Origin of the sequence: Treponema sp. OMZ 906 (assembly GCF_024181185.1) — a bacterium.
Classification (GTDB): domain Bacteria; phylum Spirochaetota; class Spirochaetia; order Treponematales; family Treponemataceae; genus Treponema.
Window position 1 is genome coordinate 2,150,778 of record NZ_CP051196.1, and the last position, 25,245, is coordinate 2,176,022.

Annotated in this window: 23 protein-coding genes; 9 read left to right on the forward strand and 14 right to left on the reverse strand. The window is 45.5% G+C overall.

The window, feature by feature from the left end:
- Window positions 1-48: 48 nt before the first annotated feature.
- The 4 genes from E4N69_RS09680 to E4N69_RS09695 form a co-directional block, all read right to left on the reverse strand.
- On the reverse strand, window positions 49-876 hold the full coding sequence (locus tag E4N69_RS09680) for an EFR1 family ferrodoxin (protein ID WP_253823681.1): 828 nt from the start codon (window positions 874-876) through the stop codon (window positions 49-51).
- A 151-nt stretch (window positions 877-1,027) separates the two neighbouring features.
- Window positions 1,028-2,371: a butyryl-CoA:acetate CoA-transferase gene (locus tag E4N69_RS09685; protein ID WP_253823682.1), complete on the reverse strand. Its 1,344-nt coding sequence runs from the start codon at window positions 2,369-2,371 to the stop codon at window positions 1,028-1,030.
- Between the two features lie 8 nt (window positions 2,372-2,379).
- Window positions 2,380-3,159, reverse strand: a complete 780-nt coding sequence (locus tag E4N69_RS09690) for a short-chain-enoyl-CoA hydratase (RefSeq protein WP_162664108.1) — start codon at window positions 3,157-3,159, stop codon at window positions 2,380-2,382.
- A gap of 17 nt (window positions 3,160-3,176) precedes the next feature.
- Entirely contained in the window at window positions 3,177-4,016 is an 840-nt protein-coding gene (locus E4N69_RS09695; protein WP_253714220.1) for a 3-hydroxyacyl-CoA dehydrogenase family protein, read from the reverse strand.
- A gap of 473 nt (window positions 4,017-4,489) precedes the next feature.
- On the opposite strand from E4N69_RS09695, the gene E4N69_RS09700 reads away from it, so the two are divergent.
- The 4 genes from E4N69_RS09700 (at window position 4,490) to E4N69_RS09715 (ending at window position 9,929) form a co-directional block, all read left to right on the forward strand.
- Complete coding sequence (locus tag E4N69_RS09700) at window positions 4,490-5,086, forward strand: TetR/AcrR family transcriptional regulator (RefSeq protein WP_253823683.1); 597 nt, start codon at window positions 4,490-4,492, stop codon at window positions 5,084-5,086.
- An 88-nt stretch (window positions 5,087-5,174) separates the two neighbouring features.
- The gene (locus E4N69_RS09705) at window positions 5,175-7,655 is read left to right on the forward strand and encodes a PEP/pyruvate-binding domain-containing protein (protein ID WP_253823684.1); all 2,481 of its coding nucleotides are present in this window, start codon (window positions 5,175-5,177) and stop codon (window positions 7,653-7,655) included.
- 1 nt (window position 7,656) lies between these two features.
- Entirely contained in the window at window positions 7,657-9,021 is a 1,365-nt protein-coding gene (locus E4N69_RS09710) for an MATE family efflux transporter (protein WP_253823685.1), read from the forward strand.
- Between the two features lie 71 nt (window positions 9,022-9,092).
- Entirely contained in the window at window positions 9,093-9,929 is an 837-nt protein-coding gene (locus tag E4N69_RS09715; protein WP_253823686.1) for a mechanosensitive ion channel family protein, read from the forward strand.
- A gap of 287 nt (window positions 9,930-10,216) precedes the next feature.
- Here E4N69_RS09715 and E4N69_RS09720 read toward each other — a convergent pair whose 3' ends face one another.
- The 3 genes from E4N69_RS09720 to E4N69_RS09730 form a co-directional block, all read right to left on the reverse strand.
- Window positions 10,217-11,251, reverse strand: a complete 1,035-nt coding sequence (locus E4N69_RS09720; protein ID WP_253823687.1) for an ABC transporter substrate-binding protein — start codon at window positions 11,249-11,251, stop codon at window positions 10,217-10,219.
- Window positions 11,252-11,310: 59 nt separating this feature from the next.
- Window positions 11,311-12,399, reverse strand: coding sequence for an ABC transporter ATP-binding protein (locus E4N69_RS09725; RefSeq protein ID WP_253823688.1), 1,089 nt, complete (start codon window positions 12,397-12,399; stop codon window positions 11,311-11,313).
- A gap of 64 nt (window positions 12,400-12,463) precedes the next feature.
- Entirely contained in the window at window positions 12,464-14,131 is a 1,668-nt protein-coding gene (locus E4N69_RS09730) for an ABC transporter permease (RefSeq protein ID WP_162664116.1), read from the reverse strand.
- A 153-nt stretch (window positions 14,132-14,284) separates the two neighbouring features.
- Between E4N69_RS09730 and E4N69_RS09735 the strand changes: the two genes are divergently transcribed.
- The gene (locus tag E4N69_RS09735) at window positions 14,285-15,151 is read left to right on the forward strand and encodes a MurR/RpiR family transcriptional regulator (RefSeq protein ID WP_162664117.1); all 867 of its coding nucleotides are present in this window, start codon (window positions 14,285-14,287) and stop codon (window positions 15,149-15,151) included.
- Window positions 15,148-16,635, forward strand: a complete 1,488-nt coding sequence (gnd, locus tag E4N69_RS09740) for a decarboxylating NADP(+)-dependent phosphogluconate dehydrogenase (RefSeq protein WP_253714224.1) — start codon at window positions 15,148-15,150, stop codon at window positions 16,633-16,635. Before E4N69_RS09735 ends, gnd begins: the two co-directional genes overlap by 4 nt.
- A 124-nt stretch (window positions 16,636-16,759) precedes the next feature.
- On the opposite strand, the gene pyrE is transcribed toward gnd, so the two are convergent.
- From pyrE to pyrB, 7 genes are all read right to left on the reverse strand, one after another.
- On the reverse strand, window positions 16,760-17,422 hold the full coding sequence (gene pyrE, locus E4N69_RS09745; RefSeq protein ID WP_253823689.1) for an orotate phosphoribosyltransferase: 663 nt from the start codon (window positions 17,420-17,422) through the stop codon (window positions 16,760-16,762).
- 15 nt (window positions 17,423-17,437) lie between these two features.
- Window positions 17,438-18,745, reverse strand: coding sequence for an amidohydrolase family protein (locus E4N69_RS09750; RefSeq protein WP_253823690.1), 1,308 nt, complete (start codon window positions 18,743-18,745; stop codon window positions 17,438-17,440).
- A 3-nt stretch (window positions 18,746-18,748) separates the two neighbouring features.
- The gene (gene pyrF, locus E4N69_RS09755; RefSeq protein ID WP_253823691.1) at window positions 18,749-19,516 is read right to left on the reverse strand and encodes an orotidine-5'-phosphate decarboxylase; all 768 of its coding nucleotides are present in this window, start codon (window positions 19,514-19,516) and stop codon (window positions 18,749-18,751) included.
- Between the two features lie 68 nt (window positions 19,517-19,584).
- Window positions 19,585-20,559, reverse strand: a complete 975-nt coding sequence (locus E4N69_RS09760) for a dihydroorotate dehydrogenase (protein ID WP_253823692.1) — start codon at window positions 20,557-20,559, stop codon at window positions 19,585-19,587.
- 38 nt (window positions 20,560-20,597) lie between these two features.
- Entirely contained in the window at window positions 20,598-21,437 is an 840-nt protein-coding gene (locus E4N69_RS09765; RefSeq protein WP_253823693.1) for a dihydroorotate dehydrogenase electron transfer subunit, read from the reverse strand.
- A 12-nt stretch (window positions 21,438-21,449) separates the two neighbouring features.
- Complete coding sequence (locus E4N69_RS09770) at window positions 21,450-21,905, reverse strand: aspartate carbamoyltransferase regulatory subunit (RefSeq protein ID WP_253823694.1); 456 nt, start codon at window positions 21,903-21,905, stop codon at window positions 21,450-21,452.
- A gap of 39 nt (window positions 21,906-21,944) precedes the next feature.
- Window positions 21,945-22,865, reverse strand: a complete 921-nt coding sequence (pyrB, locus tag E4N69_RS09775) for an aspartate carbamoyltransferase (protein ID WP_253823695.1) — start codon at window positions 22,863-22,865, stop codon at window positions 21,945-21,947.
- A 596-nt stretch (window positions 22,866-23,461) separates the two neighbouring features.
- Between pyrB and E4N69_RS09780 the strand changes: the two genes are divergently transcribed.
- From E4N69_RS09780 to E4N69_RS09790, 3 genes are read left to right on the forward strand one after another with little or no spacing between them, the layout of a single operon-like run.
- On the forward strand, window positions 23,462-24,217 hold the full coding sequence (locus E4N69_RS09780; protein WP_253823696.1) for a head GIN domain-containing protein: 756 nt from the start codon (window positions 23,462-23,464) through the stop codon (window positions 24,215-24,217).
- 46 nt (window positions 24,218-24,263) lie between these two features.
- Window positions 24,264-24,617 carry a nitrous oxide-stimulated promoter family protein gene (locus E4N69_RS09785; protein WP_253823697.1) on the forward strand — a complete coding sequence of 118 codons (354 nt, stop codon included), beginning with the start codon at window positions 24,264-24,266 and terminating at the stop codon, window positions 24,615-24,617.
- Window positions 24,614-25,114 (forward strand): methyltransferase family protein, encoded by a 501-nt coding sequence (locus tag E4N69_RS09790; RefSeq protein ID WP_253823698.1) that lies wholly within the window; start codon window positions 24,614-24,616, stop codon window positions 25,112-25,114. Before E4N69_RS09785 ends, E4N69_RS09790 begins: the two co-directional genes overlap by 4 nt.
- Window positions 25,115-25,245 lie beyond the last annotated feature (131 nt).

Consider the following 25,245-nt stretch of genomic DNA (forward strand, 5'->3'; position numbering starts at 1 on the left):
GTAATTTTGGGCGAGGATGTCCGGGGTTTTACACAATAGCGACGTTTTTTACTCTGCAAAAAACTCCGAAGCGGCAGGGCGCGTATAGTTTTGTTCCAGCATAGCTTTATGCGACAGGAACAACGGATCGTCGAACGACTTTGCTTTGGTGTGGCAATGCACAATACAGGCTTGGCACTTTATACAGATACCGGGAACTAATGACACGTCGTTTTTGTCGATCGAACCCATCGGACATACGGCTGCGCAAACGCCGCAGTTGTCGCATTTAGCTTTATCGGTAACCGGTTTTGCCTTTAAGAAATTCACCGGTTTGCCGTCAGTGCCGAGCGGAACATAATAGGCGGTAAGAGCTTCGTTCCTTTTTATCGAGGCATTGGAGAGGGGCAAAGCGGATTTTTGCAGTTTTTCAAAAACGGTATCGGCAAAAGCGGCTATACGCTTCTCATCGGCATCATCCGGTCGCCCGATACCTACCTCGGCAAACGCATGCTTGCACACTACCGCACCGGCACCGATTACCGAAAAATTATTCTTTTCCAACTCCATGTGAAGCTCGCTCAAGGAATTGTCAAAACTGCGGTTACCGAAGGTAACAACTGCTACGGCAGGGGTTCGCTTCCCTTTAAACAGATTTTGCACAAAGGGCAACACTTTATTCGGGATACGCCCTGCGTAAGTCGGTACACCGAAAATAACCAAATCCTCAGACGAATACGTTCTGGCGTCAACATGAGCTGCAGGCAGCGTAAAGTCATCCGATTCAACCGGAAGATTCAACTTTTGTGAAAGCAACGCTGCCAGCCGTTCAACCACCCGCTTGGTATTGCCGGTAGGGCTAAAAAAAACCGCCTTGATATTTTTAATTGGTTGCATACTCTTTTCCTTTTATAGCGGAGATTAGGAACAAACGCACCGGAATCTTGTTTTGCAATATCCCGATGCGTTTGGATTTCGATTGAAAAAGCCGTACGAGGATGTCGCAAAAGTTAGTTTACTTTCTCGACATCCCTACGCAGGAGAATGGCTATCGTTTATTGGAGCGCTTCCATATATGAAGTTTTTCCGCTTCGGCAATGAGCGAATCTCTAAAATCGGGGTGCGCGACCGAAATTAAGGCTTCCGCCCGCTGCCATGCCGGTAAGCCCTTTAAGTTGACCTTTCCGTATTCGGTAACGAACCAATGGACATTCGCCCGCGTGTCGGTAACGACGGAACCGGGTTCAAGTGTCGGGCGGATACGGGAAGACAGTGTTCCATTCTTGTCCTTAAAGGTTGACGAACAGCAGATAAAGCTCTTACCGCCTTTGGATAAATATGCGCCCAATACGAAGTCAAGCTGTCCGCCCGCTCCCGAAATATGTTTTGTTCCCGATGTTTCGGCATTCACCTGACCGAATAAGTCAATATCCACTGCGTTATTGATGGACATAAAGTTATCGATCTGTGAAATAACCCGTGCATCGTTCGTGTAGGAAACGGGAGCCGCCATACATGCAGGATTGTTATGCACATAGTCGTAGAGCTTTTTTGTTCCTGCCGCAAAAGCAAACACCTGCCTCCCCGGATCGATCGCTTTCTTTGTGCCGGTAATTTTTCCTGCTTTTGCAATATCGACAAAAGCATCGACATACATTTCCGTGTGCACGCCGAGGTCTTTTAAATCGGACTTTGCAATCATCGCACCGAGCGTATTAGGCATACCGCCGATACCAAGCTGCAAGCACGCTCCGTTCGGAATTTCTTCGATAATGAGCTGTGCGACGGCCTTATCGACCTCGGTGGGTTCGCCTTTATCGACAAGCTCATCTATCGGCGGATTATCCCCTTCGATGATCATATCGACATCGGAAATGTGAATCTTATCATCGACGCCGTTTATACAGTTCGGCATATTAGTGTTGACTTCTACGATGACGATATCCGCACAATCCGTAACTGCTTTGAGGTGAGAGGCATTCAAACCGAAATTGAAAAAACCGTCTTTGTCCATCGGGGTCGTTTGGAAAACCGCTACGTTGAGGTGCTTAATATTTTCGTAATACCAGCGCGGCAACTCCGAATAGCGGAGCGGTATATAAAAGCCGAATCCGGCGACGATGGTTTTACGTTCATACCCTGACATGTGCCAAGAATTCCACGTAAAGTGAGCCGCAGGAGCTTTTATTTTAAAGATTTCCGGCTCTCGCAACAAAACACCGCCTCTGATATTGATATCTTCAAGCTCAGGCAGCCGGGCGGCAAATGCTTTATCGAATGCGACTGTGGTGTTATTGCCCCATCCGTAATCGAGCCAATCGCCCGACTTGACCGCCTGAGCTGCTTTTTCCGCTGTAGTCAGCTTTTGTTTGTATAACGTACTGTAATCCATGACCATTCCTAGCGGTTATTGAACTTTTCGATTTTTTCTTTTTTGACAAAAGCGTTCATAGCCATTTTTTGGTCTTCCGTTGTAAAGCATTGAGCAAATTCTTCCGTTTCAATGGCAAGCGCTTTGTCGATACTTACCTGCAGGCCTTTATTGATGGCTGCTTTTGCCTGTTTTATTGCAAAGGGAGCTTTTTGGCAAATGGTTTGCGCCATGGCGAGCGTTTCCTGCATTAAGGCTTCCGGTTTTGTTACTTTATTAACAAGACCGATTGCAAGCGCTTCCTCCGCTTTTATCGTGCGGCAGGTGTAGATCAGCTCTTTTGCACGCCCCGCCCCGACAAGTCGTGCGAGCCGCTGCGTACCGCCAAATCCCGGCGTAATACCCAAGCCTGTTTCGGGCTGCGCAAAGCGGGCGGTTTCCGAGGCAATACGAATATCGCATGCCATCGCAAGTTCGCAACCGCCGCCCAAAGCAAAGCCGTTCACTGCAGCAATAACAGGGCACGGGAAGTTTTCAATATGCAAAAACACCTTGTTCCCAAAGGCACCGTATTCTGCTGCCTGTGCCTTATTTTTATCTTTCATTTCCGAAATATCGGCGCCCGCTACAAAACTCTTTTCTCCGGCGCCGGTAATAATCACTGCATAAATGTTTTCAGCTTTTTCAACCTCATCCAATGCATGATTAAGGTCGGTCAACACCTCGGTGCTGAGCGCATTTAAAACCTGCGGTTTATTAATGGTGATTGTCGCAATATGTCCGTCTATATGGAACAGTACCGTATTCATCTGTCATACCTCCGCTTTTACTTTGAATAGTCAAAAAAGCCTTTCCCGGTTTTACGTCCGAGTAATCCACCCCGTACCATCTTACGGATAAGCGTACAGCAGCGATATTTGCTGTCGCCCGTTTCACGATACAATACGTCCATAATCGCCAACACGACATCAAGACCGATTAAATCGCCGAGTGCAAGCGGCCCCATCGGATGATTTGCGCCGAGCTGCATTGCCGTATCGATATGTTCAGCAGTCGCAATACCTTCCTGCAGAATAAAAGCGGCTTCGTTAATCATAGGAATGAGGATCCGGTTTACAACAAAACCGGGTCCTTCTTGTACCTCAACGGGTGTTTTTCCCAAACTCTTTGCCGTTTCTATAATCGTATTTTTTACTTCGACAGGCGTGTTGACTCCTGAAATAACTTCTACCAACTTCATTCTATCGGCAGGATTAAAAAAGTGCATTCCAATAACAGGGTGCTTAATGCCCTTCGCAATTTCGGTAACAGACAGGGAAGATGTATTCGTCGCGAAAATGACTGATTCTTTACAAATACCATCCAACTCGGTAAAGAGCGTTTTTTTAGCTTCGGCGGTCTCCAATATAGCTTCGACAATTAAGTCGCTATCGGCTAAATCTTTGTATACGCCGGTCTTTAAATTGCCTTTGATGGAGGCAACCGCTTCTGCGGTTATCTTGCCCTTTGCGGCCAATTTGTCATAATTTGCCGCAATCTTATCTATTCCCGACTGTGCCCATTCGATCTTTATGTCGCACACCGTAACCTGATACCCGTTCGAAGCAAATGATGCGGCAATCCCCTGCCCCATCGTGCCTGCACCTACAACACCGATTTTCTTCATAGTGAAGCTCCTATACATACCATTTTGTAACACTTACCGCCCGAGAAGGGATATTCCGGGCGGTGCTGCCGCCGGCAACGCCGGTGAAAAGCGCCTCATAGACATCTCGAAAGGCTCAGTTGTTCTTCAGGGATGCCCAGCTTTAAACACAAATATAGCGTATCACAAAAAACGCCTAAAATAAAGCCCCAGTTTCCTTTAGATTTAATATGCGAGAGGTGACATCAATCATCGTCTACGCACTTTTCCTCCTTTCCGGCTTCCATACGGATAAGTACCCGGTATCCCATAGGCGTTCCCCTTCCCTATATCAATCAATAAATATAAAGCAAAATATTCATTGACATGCACGAAGTCTTTTGCTATATTAGCAATGAATAAATGATAAAATATTCACAAACATAGAGACGAGTGAGTAATCCCGAAACACTGTGACGAGGTATTAAACGCTCCGTATGAACGAAGGATGCAGTATGCCGAAAGCATTTACCGAAGAAGAACGAATAAAAATAAAAGAAGCGCTTATGGAAACCGCGCTCGATTTATTTCACGATAAGGGCACAAAATCGTTAAGTATAGCCGAATTGACAAAGCGGGTCGGTATTGCGCAGGGAAGTTTTTATCATTTTTGGAAGGATAAGGATGCATTGATTATCGAACTCATTGTGTACCGGTCAAATCAGAAACTACGCAATAGTGAAAAAAAGTTTTCAACTTCGCTTACCGACCCGGCAGCATTTCTCACGGACATGATATACAAATCTTCGATTGATCTTATGACAAAAATTCAAAGTCAGCCTATTTATCAGGATGCGTTTAAGCTATTTGACGTAAAGGGGCAAAATGAAGTGCATAAAATCGAAATACTGTATCAAGATTTTTTAGCAAAGCTGATACAATATTGGGAACAAAATAATGCGGTAAAAAGGGTTGATAAAAAAGGCTTAATGAGCGCATTTATCGGAAGTTCGGTTTTGTGTTCTCAGTGTTATCAATTTGATAAATCGTATTTTAACGATGTACTGCAAACATTTATCTCCGGAATTGTGAATAAGTATATAGAAGTATAGCGGCATGAATGGAACCGCTTAAAAGAAAAAAGGAATAGAAACTGCACCGAAAATACTGTGCGCGTTTTCCTTAAAGGAGTTGAATACAATGCGGATAGCTGATTTTACACAGATACATAAAGATGATGTACTCATTGCAGGCGGTAAGGGAGCAAACCTTGGTGAGATGACTGCTGCGGGAATACCGGTTCCTAAGGGATTTGTGATTACCGCAGATGCGTATCGGGAATTTCTCAAAGAAAATAACATAGATGAAATTATCTTGCGTGTTCTTACAGAGGCGCAAACGGATGAACAGGCATTGTTATCCGCAGCAGGAGTATTTCGAGAAAAAATCATAGTAGGACATTTTCCCGCTCAATTGGAAAAAGAGATACGGAATAAATATGCGGAACTCGGAGAAGCTGCGAGGGTTGCGGTTCGCTCATCGGCAACAGCGGAAGATTTACCTGATGCGAGTTTTGCAGGCCAGCAGGAAACGTATTTAAATGTGCAAGGGATAGAAGATGTACTGATTCAAATACGCCATTGCTATGCTTCACTATGGGGAGAGCGAGCGGTAAGTTACCGGTTTAACCAAGGGTATAATCAAAGCGCTGTAGCGATTGCCGTTGTCATTCAAGAAATGGTAGAAAGTGAAAAAGCGGGCGTTCTGTTTACCGTCAATCCGGTAACACAAAACAAAGATGAAATGCAGATCAACGCAAGTTACGGATTGGGAGAAAGTGTGGTAAGCGGCCGGGTGACGGCAGATAGTTATATTGTAAATAAATCAGGAGATGTACTGGAAGTAACTATCGGAACTAAAGAAACGCAAATTGTCTATGCGGATAAAAACACAAAAGAAGAATCGGTAAGCGAGGAAAAAAGAACAGCGCGGGCATTGAATGATACTGAGATTGCAGCTCTAGTGAGCGCTGCATTAAAAATAGAAAAACACTACGGTATGCCGATGGATATTGAATGGGCAATACAAAAGAACGAAATATATATTTTGCAAGCACGCGCAATAACAACCTTAAAAAACAATGATGATGAGAAGCTTATTCAAAAATATATCTCAAAAAGGCCATTATCAAAAATGATGAAAGAAAATATGGCTTTTCAGTTTGAAAAAATGCCGTTTGCCTACCGCGCGTTGGACTTTGATTATATGATAGCAATTAACGACCAAAAAGCACGGATATTCGCAGAGGGCGGTATTGTTTTTAATTCGAATCCTACAATTGATGACGATGGTATTCAGACACTTCCGGAAAATAAAAAAGGGTTTACTCTGCGTATTTTTCATATCTTTAAAATCATACGGATGCTCAAAAATTTTGGCTATTGTTCGGACGTATGTAAAAATTTTATGACTCAGTATGAACAAGAGATAGCACATATTAAAACCTTAGATTTCGAAAATATGACGTTAGCCGAATGTACTGTATTTATGGAACAGAGTTATGCGCTGACAGAAAAACTTACATACGATAGATTTAAATATGCCTTATTTCCATCTTTTTTAATGAGCAAAAAATTCACCAAAATAATCAAACGTGTAGATACGAACTACTCCGCCTTTGATTTTTATTGGGAACTCAATAATAAAACAGCTGTCGTTACCAATGATATTTCACGCATGGCGGATACGATACGGAAAAACACAGCTCTAACGGAAGCTATATTATCCGGAGAGAGCTTTAAAACATTATGTATCGATTTTCCTGTATTTAAAAAGCTTGCGGATGATTTTATCAAATGCAACGGTTTTAAGTCTGATTACAACTGCTATTGCATCGAAGCAAAAACGTTTATTGAAGATCCCAATAGGCTTGTCAATATTATACGCCCGTTATTAAACACCTCTGATACAACCGATCAGGATTCCGATGATAATAAGAATAAAAATTATACGAATTTAATACAGCAATTAAAGCATATTTATGGAAACAAATATCCGCGTATAGAACAAGACATACAGCACTTCCGATACTTCCATGTCGTTCGAGAAGAATCGCAGTATTTATGGGAAACACTCTTTTATTATGTTAGGCAGTGTGTAAAGCGGATAAATATTCTTCTATTAAATAGCGGAGATTATAAACATGGAATTGCAAATCTCTTTCACCGTGAGTTAATGGAAGTATTGAAAGCCGGATATATCAGTGATGTTTATAAAGAAAAGATCGCAAGGCGGAATGAAAAATTTCCACTTGCGGAAAAGGTTTGGGAAGCTTCAAAATTACTGGTGTTCAATTCAAAGGGCGATGTGCTGAAAGGGGTGAGCGGAAGCCCGGGAACTGCTGTAGGAACGGTGCGCCTTATCCGCACACCTAAAGAATTTTATAAGATGCAAAAAGGAGATGTGCTTGTCTGTCATCTCACCGATCCTGAATGGACACCGCTTTTTAAACTTGCAAGCGCTGTCGTTGCGGATACCGGCTCTGCACTCAGCCATGCTGCGATTGTTGCACGGGAGTTTAATATACCGGCAGTATTAGGCGTCGGTTTTGCCACCACCAAATTCAAGGACGGCGACCTCATCACCGTTAACGGCAATACCGGTGAAGTGCGGAGCTGTTGAGATGGATTCAAAAGAACAAAGACGGTTTAACATTTTAACAAAACCGATTTTTCCGCTATTGGTCAAAATGTCAATTCCGACAATAATCGGCATGTTGATCAGCGTTATATATAATTTAACCGATACCTTTTTTGTCGGACAATTACACAACAGCTCAATGATTGCGGCAATCGGTGTGGTATTTAGTTTTGTCAGTGTTATTCAAGCAATCGGTTTTTGGTACGGCTACGGCAGCGGTAATGTAATGTCAAAAAAAATCGGCGCAAAAGACTATGCGGAAGCGGAAATTTTTTCTTCAATAGGTATTGTCATTGCAATCGTAACCGGCATCGTAATCGCAATCGCAGCATATATTTTTGTTGTACCGCTTGCAAAACTGATCGGCGGTAGTGCATCGCAGGATGTACTCACCTTTACAGTGCAGTACTTAAAGATCATTATCATCAGCATTCCGTTCAGTTTATACGCAATAACCGTGTATAATCAGCTGCGCCTGTGCGGGAATGTACGCGATGGAATGATCGGCTTACTTTCCGGAATGTTGAGCAATATGGCGCTGGATCCGCTGCTGATGTTTCCGCTTAACATGGGGTTTATCGGTGCAGGCTATGCAACGCTCATCGGCCAGATAATCGGGTGCATTGTGTTGACGCTCTTAGCAAAACGACACGAGAGTATTTCGTTCAATCTAAAAAAAGTACAATGCAACAAGGCGCGCATGTATCATATTCTTGCGGGCGGTCTGCCTAATTTTTCGCGGCAGGCAATTACCGGTGCCGCATTGGTGCTGCTCAATGTTACGGCAGCGCACTACGGTGAAAGTATGATTGCTGCTTTGACGATAAGTTCAAAAGTTGTCGCATTGGCTTTTATGATTATGATCGGCTGGGGACAGGGGTTTCAACCGATTTGTGCAATGAATTACGGCGCAAAAAAATACTCCAGAGTAAAAAGAGCTTTTATTACTACCGTTGCCGTGGGTACCGTTTTTTTAACAATCGCCTCAATAATCTTATACATCTTTGCCGAACAATGTATGCAGATGATGTCAAACGATGATGAAGTTGTATCTACCGGAATTAAGATACTCAGGATGCAATGCTTCTCGCTGCCGTTGCTCGGCGCTTTTGCCGTCAGCAGTATGTTCATGCAGAATATCGGCAATTATTTTTCAGCGCTCCTGATATCAATTTCACGGCAAGGCTTTTTTTATGTGCCGCTCTTATATGTTTTACCTGCCCTATACGGAAAAACCGGGATCTACCTGTTGCAGCCGGTTTCCGATTTTTTATCGTTCCTGTTTGCCGTTGCGGTGGTGTGTAGGTGGTATGGGAAAAAGAACCCATCCAATAGTTGTACAAATTAGTTAAAGTATTCCTATCATTTCACAATTTTAATACCTTTATTGTTTTTTATAATTATGCTAAGCTCTCACCTATGACCAGTATAAGCAATGTTATCGAAAATTTCACCGGCTTTTTTACTACCGAAACAAACGAAATACTCACTGCAAAAATATGGAGTATTACACAATTTATTGTAATTCTTTTTGTTCTCTCTCTCTTCTTTAGAGTAGTTAATTCCATCGTAAAAAAAATCACAGTAAAAAAATGTTCACTGCAAATACAGCATGTAATCAATAAGATTATCCGATACGCGGGTTTTACTGTCATGGTGTTAACAGCCTTTCATCGTTTAGGCATAGATATCAGTGCAATACTTGGAGCTGCGGGAATTGCCGGCGTTGCTATTGGCTTTGCAGCACAAACTTCAATATCAAATATTATTTCCGGACTCTTTGTTATAACCGAACGGGCATTTAAAATAAACGACACTATCGAAGTAAACGGGACAATAGGCACTGTGCAAGCAATTAATTTATTGTCGGTTATTCTCAAAACATTTGACAGCCAATATGTCAGAATTCCGAATGAGACCATCATAAAAGCAAACCTGATTAATTACTCACAGTTTCCGTATCGGCGTGTAAAGACGGAATTGTCCGTCGCTTATGGTACTGATTTAAGAAGAACGGAACAAATTCTATTAGCCGTTGCAAAAAACAATGCATTCACTCTTGATGATCCGGCGCCTTCAATTCTTTGGACAAGCTTTTCAAGTTCAAGTATTGATTTTACGCTTATGACATGGACAAAAATCGGAGACTTTGGAAATTTACGTAATTCATTATTCATCGAAATAGATGAAAAGCTTAAACAGGAAAATATAATCGTACCCTTCCAGCAACTCGACATTCATATAAAGGATGACTAAACAATAACGATACCCGAACTTGACCAATCAATACCTCCAACACAGAGCATTGCCGAGGACGGCGGGTATTAAACTCTCCGCACAAATAAAAAACCTCTCAGCCCTTACATTGTAAGTTCCGGCAGATATTGCGAAAACAAAACGTCCCTCTGAAATAGTATGCTTATGTTACAGCGACTTGAAGAAAAACGAGCCGTATGAAATATTTTTATCTTTTATAAATTTAATGCGATCTGCTATAAACACAGACCGCATTTTATGCACAATGATTTAATAACCGTCTTGTTCTACTTTGACTTAATTGCGTTGTTCCATGCTTCAAGTAGGCGGTTCTTGTTTTGACCCGACCAGATAAAATCATATTTGATGAGTTTGGTATCGCGTAATGCAACAGCTTCATCGGGAGTATGCGCATCGGGATTGGTCAGAAAGTGATAGGAGTCGGTGTATTTCTGACCGATTTCGAGGCATGCGGGAGTCATACACCAGTCGATGAATATCTTGGCAGCTTCAGCCTCCGGAGCGCCTTTGATCATGGCAACGGAACCCACCTCGTAGCTGGTGCCGTCTTTCGGAACGGAAAGATGAATGTTGGTATAACCTTGTTTCATCAGCCGGATACCGTTGTGCAAAAAGGTAATGCCGACAGCGCATTCACCGAGCGCAGCCGAACGAGACGGCGCTTCACCGCTTTTAGTATACTGCTTAACTTGACCGTTCAACGCCTTCATATACTGAATACCTTCTTTTTCTCCCCGCATCTGTACCATTGTTGAAAGCAACAAATAACCGGTAGAAGCGGAACCGGGATTCGATACGATAATCTGTCCTTTAAATTCAGGCTTTAATAAGTCGTCCCACGATTCAGGATAGGCGACACCGGGGTGATCTTCAAACCAGCGTTTGTCGCAGATAAAACCGAGATAGCCTACAGTAAGCCCTGTCCAATAACCTTCCGCATCTTTAAAGTTCGGTGCAATTTTTGCGGCAGACGGCGAAACGTATGCTTCCAATAATCCCTCACCCTTTGCAGTGATGAACGAATCGGCAGACCCGCCGTACCATACGCTTGCTTTCGGGTTTGCTTTTTCGGCACGGATTCGACCCAAGGCTTCGCCTGCGCTCATGCGTACAAAATCGACATGAATACCGGTCGCTTTTTCAAACTCTGCTGCAACCTTCATACCGTATTCTTCAACATAACCGACATACATCGTCAAATGTTTCGGTTTTCCATTTCCCTGCTCCGCTTGCCCGCCCATGGCAAAGAGCATCCCTGCCGCAGCGATTGCCGCAAGCATCATACTGCACATCCTTTTCATATAGACCTCCTCATTAATGGGAACCTCTGAAAATCCGGCTTGAGTTTTTTAGAGGTGTCCTAATCTACTATATATATGCTATCCTCATGCAGACGGATAGATACATGCTCATTTTCCGCAAACAATTTACCGCCCATCGGGTTAAGTTGTTCGGCATCCAGTACGGTATCGCCGAGTTTAACTCGGTACTCTTGGTGCGCGCCCATAAAAGCGGACATCACGATATCGCCTTCAAACTGCCCTTCCGTACCGACCGTTACGGATTCGGGGCGCACCACTGCCGTTACCGTGTCGCCTACGGTGAATTGTTTATCCGCATAATTTTTTATGTGCAACACCGTACCGTACAGTTCAACGGCAAGTCCGTGTTCATCGCGTCCCTTTACCTCGCCCTTGATAAAGTTTGCCCGCCCGATAAAGTCGGCGACAAAAACGGAAGCCGGACGCAGATATACTTCTTGAGGAGTGCCTACCTGCTCTATCTTCCCCTTATTCATAATGATGATACGGTCGGAAAGCGCCATTGCTTCCGCTTGATCGTGGGTTACATAGATACTCGTAACGCCGAGCTTCCGCTGAATCTTGCGGATTTCGGTACGCATATTTACGCGCAGCTTTGCATCGAGGTTGGACAGCGGTTCATCAAACAGCATTACAGCAGGTTCCATAATGAGGGCGCGGGCAAGTGCCACACGCTGCTGCTGTCCGCCGGATATCTGCGTCGGGAAGCGGCTTTCCATACCGGTTAGTCCGACCAGCTCAATCATCGCTCCGACCTTCCGGCTGATTTCTTCTTTAGATAATTTACGGAGCCTCAATCCGTATGAAATGTTATTGAACACATCATAATGGGGAAACAGCGCATACGATTGGAACACCATCGCCGTATCGCGCTTATCGGGTGTTAACGTGTTAATCCGCTCAGTCCCCAGAAACATATCGCCTGACGTCGGCGTTTCAAAACCTGCGATCATCCGCAGCGTAGTGGTTTTTCCGCAGCCGGAAGGACCAAGCAGCGTTACGAATTCGCCTGCATTGATGGTAAGATCAATATCATTGACTGCGCGGAACACCGACTTATCGGGAGAAACATATTCTTTTACAATGTGCTCTAACCGTACCGGTTGAGATTTCTCATTCTTTACCATATCGTTACCTCATTGTGTGAACAAGGGTATCTCTAAAAACTAACCGAGCTTTTAGAGATACCCATTATGTCAATTTAATGTCTTTTTTATTTACGCCGAGCAGCCGTATCAGCCGGTAGAGGATTGCAATTGCAATATATACAACGACAATCAGCATCGTTGATAAGGCCGAAGCGACGCCGAATTTTCCCGAGTCTACCTGATCGAGAATGGAAACCGTCAAAAGCTTGTACCGTGCCGATACCAAAAAGATAACGGCGCTGATCGATGTCATACTCTTTACAAAAGTGTAGACGAGTCCGCCGAAAAATGCAGTTTTAATGAGCGGCAGTGTAACGGTTGTAAATGTCGTAAACGAGTTCGCGCCTAAATCAGCCGCTGCTTCTTCTATGGAAGGATCAATCTGCTTTAACGAGGTTACGCCCGATTGTACGCCGACGGGAAGATAGCGGAACACATACGACAGCACGATGATGAGCATTGTACCGGTAAGCACAAGCGGCGGAGTATTAAAGGACAGCACATAGCCGATTCCCATGACCGTACCCGGCACCGTCATACCGAGCATTGAAATCAATTCCATTGCTTTTCTACCGACAAACCGCTTACGTACCGTTAAAAAGGCGATAACCATTGCCAATATACCGGTAACCGGAGTCGCAAGCGCCGCCATCAGCGTTGAGTCACGAAGACTCTTCATACCGATACCGAATGCATACCGGTAATGTTCAAGGGTGAACGTATAATTGATACCCCATAGTTTAACAAACGAAACGAGTGGAATGAGGATATACAAGCCGATAACGATGAACGAAATAAAATAGCAGCCTGCATTGATGGGCGCTGCGATATGTTTTTCATCAATCAGCACTCGTCCGCGTGCCGCCTTGCCGGTAATGGTAACAAAGGTTTTCTTTTCTACCCAGAGCTTACTAAGCGCAAAAAGACCGATCGAAATCAGCAGCAATAAAATAGCCACCGCTGCGCCGCCCTGCATATCATAATTACCGATTGCCTGATAGTAAATTTGTGTCGCTAAGGTCTGATAGTTGCCGCCGATGGTGATGGGGTTCCCGAAGTCGGCAACCGATTTGATAAATACCAGCAAAAATGCGTTCGCAATACCGGGTAAGCAAAGCGGCAACGTAACGTGAAGAAAGGTCTTGCCCCGTGAAGCACCCATATTGCGGGCTGCTTCTTCAATTGAAGGATCAATCGAACCGAGCACTCCGTTTAAAAGCAAGTATGCAATAGGAAAGTACGAGAGCGTTTGTGCAAACAAAAGCCCGCGGAATCCGTAGATATTCACATCCTGTAAACCGAGCAGCGTGTAAGAAATCAGCCCCCTGCTGCCGAACAACAAGATAATCGACAATGCGATGGCAAAAGGCGGCGAAACAATCGGAAGCATGGCAATCAGGTTGAAAAGCCGCTTCCAGCGCATGTGGACATAAGCGGCACTGTAGGCAAACAAAAAACCGATAGCAGTAGAAAGGATGCCGCTCGCTGCCCCAAGCGTCAAACTATGACTGAGTGCCTTAAAATTTTCTTCCGACGTAAACGCACGGAGATATGCATCAAAGGAAACGACACCTTCATACGAAATAAAACTTTGAATGAGTACTTTTACTAATGGGATAACGGCAAACACAATCAGCGAAACCATTGTAAATATAATGGTAAACACTAAAAGCGGATCAACCGGTTTATTTGACGCCGGCATCTTCAGCATATCTGCAATCTCCTTCTAAACGATCCCTCAAAAAAACAATTGAGGTGAACTATACTAATAGCTTACACCGAAGAATATCTACTGTCAAGAAAAAAATATTCCTTGCATAAAAAAAATTTTCAAGATATACTAATAAGAGAGATGGTCAATAAGATGAATACAGAAAGCGAAACAACAGTAAGTGTTCTTTATACTATTAAAAACCAGTATGGATCACTCAGTGAAAAAGAACGGCTCATTGCAGATTTTATTATCGAGCACAAAGGGGCTACTGTTGATCCAAGTATCACCGAGCTGGCAGCACAAATCGGTATCAGCGAGGCGACACTGGTACGGTTTGTTAAAAAGCTCGGTTATCAAGGCTATCAGAAATTCCGTATTGCGCTTGCCCGCGAAAGTGCTGCCGATAATGCGCATATTTTTGAAATAGCGGTTGACGGAGATGAGCAGGAAGAAGATGTTATCGACCGTATCTTTAAACATACCATACAGGCGCTCGAATCCAGCCGGAAACTCCTCGATAAAAAAGCCGTCATAAAAGCAGCGGAGCTTATGACAACTGCCCGACATTTGCTGCTGTTCGGATTCGGCGGTTCAAATGTAAACGCCCGCGATGCTTATCATAAGCTGTTACGGACGGGGCTTGCATGTATGTACACTGATGAATTTCACATGCAGCTCATGCTCGCTTCACAGGCATGCGCTGAGGATGTGGCATTGCTGTTTAGCCATTCGGGAAGAAATTATGATATTGTTGCGTTGGCAGAGGAGTTGAAAACACATAAATGCCCGATCGTTGTCATAACCAGTTATGACAACTCACCGCTTGCGCATTGTGCGGATATATTGCTGACGGTGAGTCCCGTACTCAATTCGGTTATTTCGGAATCGTTTTCGGACAGTTTGGCGGTGGGTACGCTCATTAATGTGCTCTACGTTGAGGTCATGAATAGGCTGAAAGAAACCGGCTTACAGAACTTAGCAAAAATGCGCAGAGCAATTGCAGGGAGAAGAATATGAAAGCATCTATCGGTATTATCGGCCTTGCCGTTATGGGAGAAAATCTTGCATTAAATATGGAAAGCAAAGGTTACACTGTTGCGGTGTTTGATATTCGCCCTGAACGGCCGGATGAATTTGCCGGTTCAAAGGGTGCGGGAAAGCGGTTTATTCCTGCACACAGTCTGTCGGAATTGGCCGCTTCTCTTGAACGTCCCCGAAAAATCTTGATGATGATAAAGGCCGGTGAGCCTGTCGATCAGGTAATTCAAAGTCTACTGCCGATTTTAGATGAAGGCGATGTTATTATTGACGGCGGTAATTCCAACTTTGCCGATACGGAGCGGCGTATAAAACAGGTTGAAGCAAAAGGAATCTTGTATATTGGGATGGGAGTTTCCGGCGGAGAAGAAGGTGCTCTGAACGGGCCGTCTCTTATGCCCGGCGGAAGCGCAGCCGCATGGCCGCTTGTACAACCGCTGCTGCAAACCATTGCCGCACACATAGATACGAGCCCCTGTTGTAATTGGATTGGAACAGGCGGTGCAGGGCATTTTGTTAAAATGGTGCATAACGGGATTGAATACGGTGATATGCAGCTTATCTGCGAAATATACGACATTATGCGCAAAGTGCTCAAAATGCCTAACGAAGTGATGAGCACGGTTTTCTCCGATTGGGATAAAGGAGAACTCTGTTCGTATCTGATAGAAATCACTGCGAATATCCTCAACTACCACGATACGGACGGATCCTATTTAATCGACAAAATTGCAGATACAGCCGCACAAAAGGGAACAGGTAAGTGGGCAGGTATGACGGCCTTATCCGAGAGTGTTCCCCTCACGTTGATTACCGAGTCGGTATATGCCCGCTGTTTAAGCAGTCAACGGACACAGCGGACGGAAACGTCGGAAGTATTCTCCGGTATACAAACAAAGGCACCGGATGCAGCAGGAATATCTGTTGCCGAACAGTCCGACACATCTGCCACCGGCAATGAAGTCTTACGCATTTTGCATGATGCGCTTTACGCTGCTAAGATTATTTCCTATGCACAAGGATTCGAGTTGATTAAAACAGCGGATGAGCATCACAGCTGGGGAATCGATCTCGGAGAACTTGCACTTCTCTGGCGCGGAGGCTGCATTATTCGATCGGTGTTTTTGGAGAAAATCAGCGAGGCCTACATCCGCAATAAAGATTTACAGAATTTAATTGCCGATCCCTATTTTAGCGGAGTTTTATGCCGTACGCAGCTTGCACTGCGGCAAGCGGTAACGTTCGCTGTTCTCAATGGAGTTCCTGTTCCGGCGCTTTCCGCAGCGCTGGCATGGTTCGACGGTATACGCTGTACCCATCTTCCGGCAAATCTTTTACAAGCGCAGCGCGACTACTTCGGTGCGCACACGTATGAACGCACCGATAAAGCTCCGGGTACATTTTTCCATACAAACTGGACAGGTTGCGGAGGAGAAACATCATCTACAAGCTATACGGTGTAAAAAGTAGAGACTTGTACACCGCTTCGATACTAAGACAAGCCAATTAACACACTTATTCCTACCGGCATCACCATGCGGCGACAGTAATGACACACCTCAATACGAAAGAAACGGTTCCTTCCCCTTACCCGCGCCGTACACGGTCAAACCAAGTTTCGGGTTCCTTGTTCCATTCAAGCGCGATAGCGGCTTCTTCGGGGCTTAAATACTTTTCTTTTTGCAAGAGCTCAATTAAAACCGAAAAACGGGAAAGCGCTTCAAAGGGACAGTTTTCGTTTTTAAAGTTGGTATCAGCCTGCGCAAATTGATATGAAAAAATCGCTTTTAAACTCACCTCGGCGGCTCCGGCTGCACGTAAGGACTTCACCGCGCCGATGCTGCTCTTTCCTGTCGAGATTAAATCTTCGATAAGCGCTATCTTCTTACCTGCAACGGCCGCCCCTTCTATTGTGCTGCCCGTTCCGTGATCTTTCGGCGCGGAACGCACGTAAGCAAGCGGTTTATTCAAGGCATTTGCAATGAAGGCAGCCCACGGAACCCCCGCCGTAGCAACGCCTGCAATCACATCGGTATCGGCAGGAATTAATTGTGTAAAGGCCTCCGTAATGAGGGTGCGCTGCTGAGGCCAACCTAAAAGAGAGCGATTATCGCAATAGATAGGGCTGCGTATCCCCGAAGCAAAGGTAAAGGGCTCTGCAACGTTAATCTTGACGGCTTTTACCTCAAAGAGCGTGCGGGCAACCGCAATTTCTATTTCTTTTTTGTCACGACAAATCGAATTACACACAGTATTCCATCCTCCCTATGCCTGAAATACGAAATGTCCGGCGGGACGTTCCCGTAAGTCGGCGGCAAAACGGCCGTCGCGGTAGACTATCTTGCCGTTTACAATAGTCATATAATTTTTACCGATAAAGTTCCAGCCCTCAAAAGGAGACCATCCGCATTTCGATACTATGTCCTTTCGGCCGAGCTGCCAGTGTACCGCGGTGTCGGCAACGGTAATATCGGCATCGGCGCCTTTTGCAAGTCCCCCCTTGTGCGTTAAGCCGAGTATTGCAGCAGGATTTTCACTCATCAGCTTTTGAAGCAGCGGCAGCGTGATATTTCCTTTCGCCGCCGCAGTAAGCATCAGCGCCAGCGAGGTTTCGGCGCCGGGGATGCCGAAAGTCAGCTGTGCCAGTTTCTCATCCAGCGTATGAGGCGCGTGATCGGTGCCGATGGTATCGACATAGCCGTCCCGGACGGCCTGCATCAAAAATGCAGTATCGGATTGCGCTTTCAGTTCGGGCTTCATCCGCAACAGCATATCGGCTTCGGCGCTCGCTTCGCGCATACCGGTGTGTAAAAAAAGATGATGAGGCGTTACTTCCGCATAAATGGGATGCTGCCGGTTATGTAATGCAGGATTTTGCTTCGCCTTGATGACCGTCCGCATCTCTTCTTCGGAAGAAATATGGCAAATATACAGACCGTTCCCATAGCGGGCATTCAGCTCAATCGCTTTGTCGATCATCTCCGCTTCGGCATGCACAAAGACCAAGCCGCCGACCTTAAAAATTTCAGCCAGCAGAGCGGTGTCTTCAATCAGCATAAGACCGGTACTCACATTCATAAACACCTTCGTGCTGCGCGCCTGACCGCTGCCGATAACGCGCCGGATTTCATCAATATTATTATTTTTTGAGGCGCCGAAGTGAAAGCCGAAATTAACGGCTGAAACCCGCGCCGCCTGTGCAATTTTTTCCGTAAGAGCCTGAGCCGTTACCGTCGGCGGTTGCGTATTCGGCATATCAAAAAAGGTCGTTATGCCGCCTTTCGCACAGGCACGCGAGCCGGTATAAAAATCTTCTTTATGAGTAAGACCCGGATCTCTCATGTGGGTATGCAGGTCGATAATACCCGGCATAACGAGGCGGCCTTCCAAGTCAACAACCCCGACGCGACCTTCCAAGTCAATTTCCTGCGAATCCTGTACGGCATCCACCTCTTTTATGCAGCGCTGAGCGGACAGCCCCTGTTTGATGATGATGTCATCTATTATATCGCCGTTGATTACAAGGTCGATAATTTCGTTGCGGACGGTTTTCCCGTTTTTGAGTATGAGCACCGTTTAGTCCTCCGTTGCCTTTCTAATTTCCTCCAAAACCGCGTGCACCGCCTGAACGGGATCGGGATGCTGGGTAATCGGGCGGCCGACCACCAAATAATCGGCTCCGTTTTTTACCGCTTCGTAGGCAGTCATCACCCGCGCCTGATCTTCTTTGCGGTTTTGAGCATACGAGCCGCTTTGGGTAAAGGCTGGGCGGACTCCCGGACATACGGTAATAAAATTCTTGCCGAAACGCTGTTTAATAGCGCCAGCTTCTTGAGCGGAACAGACAATACCCTGTAAACCGGCATTGCTGACAGCGGCCGCCATCGCTTCGACGGTTGTTTCGACATCGACGGCAGCTCCGTAGAATTGCTGTAAGTCTTGTGCGTTTAAATTGGTTAAGACCGTTACGCCGATGCAAATGCTCTGAGAGCCTTTTTCTTTGAGCATCTCGGCGACTGCCCGCATGGTTTTTTCGCTGTTAGAGCAATGCACATTGAACATGAACACATTTTGCTCCGCTGCAAAAAGGCAGGCCTGTACAACCGTGTTGGTAATATCGTGAAACTTTAAATCCAAAAACACTTTTTTGTTTTTTCCGTGCAAGTAATCGACAATGGCTCCCTTTGTCCGTAAGAAAATTTCGAGCCCTGCCTTATACACCGTAACACTATCGCCGAGCTGCTCCACGAGGGCGGCTGCTTGGTCGAGTGTGTCATAGTCCAACGCAACAATCAATTTTTCGCGGACAGCGCTGCTGATGGTTCCGCATTGTGTTTTTTCCATATTGTAAAACTCCTCCGGGATGAGGGTATCTCAAAGCTGTTTGCTTTCGAGACTCCCCTACTCTCCTCTTATTGAACGGTATTGCGAACAGTACTGCGATGTTTGAGTTTGCTGCGGTATGCAGCTCCTCCGTCGGGATGGCTGCGGCCAACCAAATCCGTAACGGCAGTTTGATGCCTTTCACAATACCGTTCAAGACCGTCAAGTATTTCTACCGCAGCGCAAGGATTGTTAAAAAGACCGCACCCAACCGCAACTGCCGAAGCGCCTGCAAGTATAAATTCGATTGCATCCTCCGCAGTCCGTATACCGCCCATCCCGACAATCGGCAGCGACGTAATCTGCGACACCTGATAGACCATCCTGACCGCGATGGGTTTTACCGCCGGGCCGGACAGTCCGCCGAAAATATTACCGAGCAGAGGCTTTTGCGTAGTGATGTCGATTGCCATACCGGAAACCGTGTTAATCAGCGACAAGGCATCCGCGCCTTGGGCCTCCGCGATGCGGGCAAAAACCGTAATGTCGGTAACGTTCGGCGACAGCTTCACGATGAGCGGTTTCCGGCTTGCCGCCCGTATCAGTGAGACCACCCGCTCCGTTTGCGCCGGATCGGTACCGAAAGCCATCCCTCCGTGCTTTACATTCGGGCAGGAAATATTGAGCTCTACGGCCGCGACTTCCGCGATGCCGTTCAGCCGGGCGGCAAGTTCCGCATATTCTTCTGCGGTTTTGCCGTTAATATTAATAATCAACGGGATGTGCAGCTGCGGAAGGATTTCCGGCAATACCCGCCGCACAAACTCATCATAGCCGACATTTTCCAAGCCGACGCAGTTGAGCATACCGGACGGCGTTTCTGCAATCCGCACACCTGCATTACCGTCCCGCGGCTCAAGCGTTAACCCCTTCAGTACCGCCGCACCGAGTATATTCGGATCAAAGAAATCCGCATAGTCGGTACCGTAGCCGAAGCAGCCGCTCGCCGTCATCAACGGGTTCGCTAAATGTAAACCTAAAAAATCAAGTGTAAGTTTGCTCATATCATTCTCTCTCATTTTCACGGCTCATTCTCTCATTGTTACGGCAATTCGTGCGGGAATAAAAGCGCATCGAAAACAGGACCGTCGGCACATACTTTTTTAACCCCCGCAGCCGTTTGAATGGAACATCCCATACAGGCGCGCACACCGCAAGCCATCCTGCGCTCAAGGGAAAGCTGACAGGGTAACTGCGCCGACTGCGAAAACGCACGTATTTTATTCAGCATTGCAGTTGGCCCGCAGGCATAGATCATCGCGATGTCCGCAGAGGAAGCCCCGCTACTGCGGTGTTTTTCAATATACGCTGAAAGTACGTCCGGCACAAACCCGTGAATACCGAGGCTGCCGTCATCGGTACAAAGGATGAGTTCAATATCCGCAGGCAGGGCAAAAAAATCGATAAGTTCTTGAATATGCCGATTGCGTCCTCCTGCAAAAAAAATAATGCGCGCTTCCGGCTGCCTGCTCCGAATCGCCCGTATCAGTTGAGGCAGCGGCGCAAGTCCTATACCGCCTCCCGCGATAATATGACAGGAACCGGCGGAAGGAACCATAAAGCCGTTCCCCAAGGGGCCTTGAATAGCAAGGCTTTCACCGGCACGGTACTGCGTTAATTCGTGTGTGCCGGCACCTGTCGGACGGTATACAAAGCTCAAGATTCCCTGTTTCTCATCAAATGAATGCAGACTGATGGGGCGGGGTAAAATATGGGATTTATCGTGCAAACTGATCATGTAAAACTGTCCCGCACGGGGAAGATCGAAACCTTCCATCATCCGCGGCAATCGGACGGTAAGACAGTAACAATCGGCTCCCGCATATTCATGGGAAACAATTTCGGTTTTTTCAAAATACTTTTTTCCGCACCGGTGTTCCATACCGCTTCTCCGCTAATTTAAATTAAGCTTAATGTCGGCGACTGGAATAACCCGTTCACAATAAAAACACTTGTAGCAGTCCTGTCCATGCGAATGTACCTTTATAAACCGCGACGGTACCGCTTCATTATTTGAAATACATTTAAAATTTTCGCAGTGTATAAACGCTTCAATTTCATCTGGCAATTCAAGCGGTATTTTCTGTACAACCTTACTGTCTTTAATAATGTTCACCGTCGCATGAGGCGCCAACAGCGAAATTTTTGCCAGCTCCGATTTGGTCAATGTTTTATCGGCAATCTTAATCAGACCTTTTTTATTGTGCGCCTTGCTATGCAAATTAAAACCGACGGTTACCATGTCGGTATACTCTTTTAATTTCAACATTTTGACGATCGCAAAGGTACGCTCAGGCGGTATATGGTCAATCACTATTCCGTTTTCCAATGCAGTTATCTGTAATTCCATCATTCAACTCCTTCTGACTTTAATACACTTCATTCCCTACTACCGTTCTAGGGAGAGCATCATCATTGCCTGTCTAATCGGGATGCCGTTCCGCGCTTGTTCAAAATAACGCGCATATTTTGTAGTGTCCAAATCCACATCGATTTCATTCACACGCGGCAGCGGATGCAGGATAATCATATCGTCTTTGCACTTCCCTTCTATGTTGCCCCTATTGATGATATAAACGCCTTTCACCTTTTCGTATTCTTCCGGATCGGGGAAGCGTTCGCGCTGAATGCGGGTCATATAAAATACATCGAGTTTATCCAAACAGCCGGTAAAGTTTTCTTCTGTATAGTAGGTAACCCCTGCATCATCCAAATCGTCAAGCAGATATTGCGGCATGGCAAGGTTTGACGGAGAAACAAAGTAGATAACCGGATGAAAATGCTTGAGGGCTTTAGCCAACGAATGAACAGTACGCCCGTATTTTAAATCGCCGGTAAAAGCAATATGGAGATTTTCCAAAGTGCCTTTTTCTTTCATAATGGTATACAAATCGAGCAGCGTTTGGCTCGGGTGCTGGTTTGATCCATCACCGCCGTTTAACACCGGCTTATGCGAAACGGAAGCAGCAAGGCGCGCCGCTCCGTCCATCGGATGGCGAATAACAATGATGTCCGAATAGGATTCCACCATACGTATGGTGTCCGAAAAGGACTCCCCTTTTTTAACCGATGAATGTTCCGTATCGAAATAGAGGATATTTGCACCGAGCCGCATCGCAGCCGACTCAAATGACAGTTTTGTCCGCGTGCTCGGTTCATAAAACATGGTTGCGACAATCTTGCCGTGCATCAGCGAAAGTTTTTCCTCATCGGACATTTTTTCTATTGCTTCCGCCTTTTTCAAAATGAGCAGAATTTCTTCTGCGGTGAAATCATTCATTGAAATGATATCCTTCTTCCCGTTTATCATAGAACCTCCCATAAAAAGTCAAGAAGAAAGTATCAACTTTCGATTGACTTTTTACGCGCGTTCGCAACGAAGTGAGAACGTGCATAAGATATACAAGTTTGCGCTTGGCAAACTTGAGTAAATCAACAACCCCGACGCAGAGCATCGGTGTATGTTGTTCTCATAAGGTGGTTGCAGTCGGCTTTAATACCCTTTATTACGACGCAAGCGTCGGGGTATTAAATCCTCCGCACGAATAAAAGCCGTGCTATTTGTACGGCTTTTATTTTACACTCCTCAAGCAAAAAAAAAAGGATACTGTCTTCATTTAGAAAACAGTATCCTTTTTTGTTACGGTAATAATGCTTACCGGCAGTTGAAAGGGTGAACCCCTGCGGATTATACCTCCGAATGGTACACAAGGATTATACTGGTGTTGCCGTAAGCGCTTTGTCATTATTGCCTCTCTCAATTTGAATCGCGGGTTTATAACATAAAAAAGAAGGATATGTCAAGTATTGAATTTTCTTCGGATGACAGCCTTGGATGATACATTGACATATTTACAGCCTTAAAGTATGCTAAAAACCACAAATTTTATCAATTGAGGGGTTGTGATGAACAGGACAAAAAACAATATAACCAGTATCGTATACATTACCGTTATCGTATTGCTTTTGTTTGCCACCGGCGGCTGCCCGGGGTCGCTCATCCCTATTCGCGGGAACGGGAACATAACACAACAGAACTTTCCACTGAATGATTTTAAGACCGTTTCCGTCAGCGGCGACTGGACTGTCGAGATAACACAGAACGTAACATTTTCCGTTACCGTAGATGCCGATAGAAATCTTTTTGACTATTTAGATATACGAGTCGATGGTAATCATAACCTCCATATCGGCTTCAAAAAAGGGTACGCTATAAGCAACGCCCACTGCAAAGCTTCAATTAAGATGCCGATTTTAGAGCGGTTAACAACTTCCGATTCGATTACCGGGGAGATTAACTTATTTAATAATATGTCAGGAAAAGCAATGTCGATTGCTATTTCAGGATCAGGCAATATTACCGCAAACAACATTAAGGTAAAAAACTTAGCCTTGGAAATATCCGGTTCGGGTGATTTTAAAGCGATAGGGGAAGCCCAAACGTTTAAGGTAGACATTTCCGGTTCCGGCGAGATTAGAACTACCGGCTTGAAAACCAAGGAGGCGAATATTTCCATTTCCGGCTCAGGCTCTGCCGAAATATGGGTTACAGACTCTTTAACAGCCGATATCAGTGGGAGTGGCAGTGTTCTTTATAAAGGCAACCCCGCCAATGTTATCCCAGATATCAGTGGCACCGGCAGCGTAGCCCCTCTTCCGTAGAATGCGCCCGCGTCCGTTATTCTGAAGCATTGCCGGTATACATACCATGACCGTAGAAGATGAAGTACGTTTAGTTGATTCGATGATCGACTTGTATGCGGCGGCGCACCACTCTCATTCTTCACAGGTCGATGCAGAGAATATTGATGCAGCGGTGCCGGACACCGAGGCATTAAAAGCATATACGCACAAACGGATTGAACAATGCCGGTATCGCAGCGAGAAGCAGAAAAAACCGTTTTGTAACGTTTGCCCCATACATTGCTACAAACCGGAAATGCGCCGGCAAATCCGCGCGGTTATGCGTTACAGCGGCCCGCGTATGTTATTCCGACATCCGCTGTTAAGCTTACAGCATCTGATCGGCACCATCCGCAGCAAAAGGACTCGTCCCCTATGAAAACAAATGAACAAGAACATCTCCCTGTAATGGGTATCGGTCCTGTATGTATTGCAATTATGATTGCGTTCACTGCCGCAGGTATTACCGCGGTAAAATTCGATCTACTGACAAGCGGAAACGTGCGTAGTGCAATCATTGCAATCGTTTTTGTCATTGCCGGAATACTGTGTATTGGTGGCGGCATCGCACTGTGGTGCGCTGCAGTATTCGGTTCCCGTATCGATATTACGATAAAAGCAAATCAGCTTGCAACCGGCGGCGTATATGCCCTTGTACGAAATCCCATTTATTCCGCTTTTTTATTTATCTGTACCGGAGTACTGCTATTTTGCCGAAATTGGTATGTATTGATTTTACCGCCACTCTTTTGGGTATACCTTACCGTGTTTATGAAATTGACGGAAGAACAATGGCTTTCCGAACGTTTCGGCGATGAATACGCAGCGTATTGCAAACGGGTTAATCGCTTTCTTCCATGGAAAAGACGAAAATAATGTTTAATTAAAACGGCTTATATGAAGCACTTAAAGAAGCGGTTGTTGTCTACAAGTATCTTTGTTAGATATTGTTGACAATCTATTCCTGTTTGCATATATTTTCTATACTAAATAGCTGACGACACCGT

Excerpts from the sequence above, each read along its gene's own strand:
- E4N69_RS09680 (WP_253823681.1), bottom strand. The coding sequence starts at position 876 with ATGCAACCAATTAAAAATATCAAGGCGGTTTTTTTTAGCCCTACCGGC.
- E4N69_RS09685 (WP_253823682.1), bottom strand. The coding sequence starts at position 2,371 with ATGGATTACAGTACGTTATACAAACAAAAGCTGACTACAGCGGAAAAA.
- E4N69_RS09690 (WP_162664108.1), bottom strand. The coding sequence starts at position 3,159 with ATGAATACGGTACTGTTCCATATAGACGGACATATTGCGACAATCACC.
- E4N69_RS09695 (WP_253714220.1), bottom strand. The coding sequence starts at position 4,016 with ATGAAGAAAATCGGTGTTGTAGGTGCAGGCACGATGGGGCAGGGGATT.
- E4N69_RS09700 (WP_253823683.1), top strand. The coding sequence starts at position 4,490 with ATGCCGAAAGCATTTACCGAAGAAGAACGAATAAAAATAAAAGAAGCG.
- E4N69_RS09705 (WP_253823684.1), top strand. The coding sequence starts at position 5,175 with ATGCGGATAGCTGATTTTACACAGATACATAAAGATGATGTACTCATT.
- E4N69_RS09710 (WP_253823685.1), top strand. The coding sequence starts at position 7,657 with ATGGATTCAAAAGAACAAAGACGGTTTAACATTTTAACAAAACCGATT.
- E4N69_RS09715 (WP_253823686.1), top strand. The coding sequence starts at position 9,093 with ATGACCAGTATAAGCAATGTTATCGAAAATTTCACCGGCTTTTTTACT.
- E4N69_RS09720 (WP_253823687.1), bottom strand. The coding sequence starts at position 11,251 with ATGAAAAGGATGTGCAGTATGATGCTTGCGGCAATCGCTGCGGCAGGG.
- E4N69_RS09725 (WP_253823688.1), bottom strand. The coding sequence starts at position 12,399 with ATGGTAAAGAATGAGAAATCTCAACCGGTACGGTTAGAGCACATTGTA.
- E4N69_RS09730 (WP_162664116.1), bottom strand. The coding sequence starts at position 14,131 with ATGCTGAAGATGCCGGCGTCAAATAAACCGGTTGATCCGCTTTTAGTG.
- E4N69_RS09735 (WP_162664117.1), top strand. The coding sequence starts at position 14,285 with ATGAATACAGAAAGCGAAACAACAGTAAGTGTTCTTTATACTATTAAA.
- gnd (WP_253714224.1), top strand. The coding sequence starts at position 15,148 with ATGAAAGCATCTATCGGTATTATCGGCCTTGCCGTTATGGGAGAAAAT.
- pyrF (WP_253823691.1), bottom strand. The coding sequence starts at position 19,516 with ATGGAAAAAACACAATGCGGAACCATCAGCAGCGCTGTCCGCGAAAAA.
- E4N69_RS09760 (WP_253823692.1), bottom strand. The coding sequence starts at position 20,559 with ATGAGCAAACTTACACTTGATTTTTTAGGTTTACATTTAGCGAACCCG.
- E4N69_RS09765 (WP_253823693.1), bottom strand. The coding sequence starts at position 21,437 with ATGGAACACCGGTGCGGAAAAAAGTATTTTGAAAAAACCGAAATTGTT.
- E4N69_RS09770 (WP_253823694.1), bottom strand. The coding sequence starts at position 21,905 with ATGGAATTACAGATAACTGCATTGGAAAACGGAATAGTGATTGACCAT.
- pyrB (WP_253823695.1), bottom strand. The coding sequence starts at position 22,865 with ATGATAAACGGGAAGAAGGATATCATTTCAATGAATGATTTCACCGCA.
- E4N69_RS09780 (WP_253823696.1), top strand. The coding sequence starts at position 23,462 with ATGAACAGGACAAAAAACAATATAACCAGTATCGTATACATTACCGTT.
- E4N69_RS09785 (WP_253823697.1), top strand. The coding sequence starts at position 24,264 with ATGACCGTAGAAGATGAAGTACGTTTAGTTGATTCGATGATCGACTTG.
- E4N69_RS09790 (WP_253823698.1), top strand. The coding sequence starts at position 24,614 with ATGAAAACAAATGAACAAGAACATCTCCCTGTAATGGGTATCGGTCCT.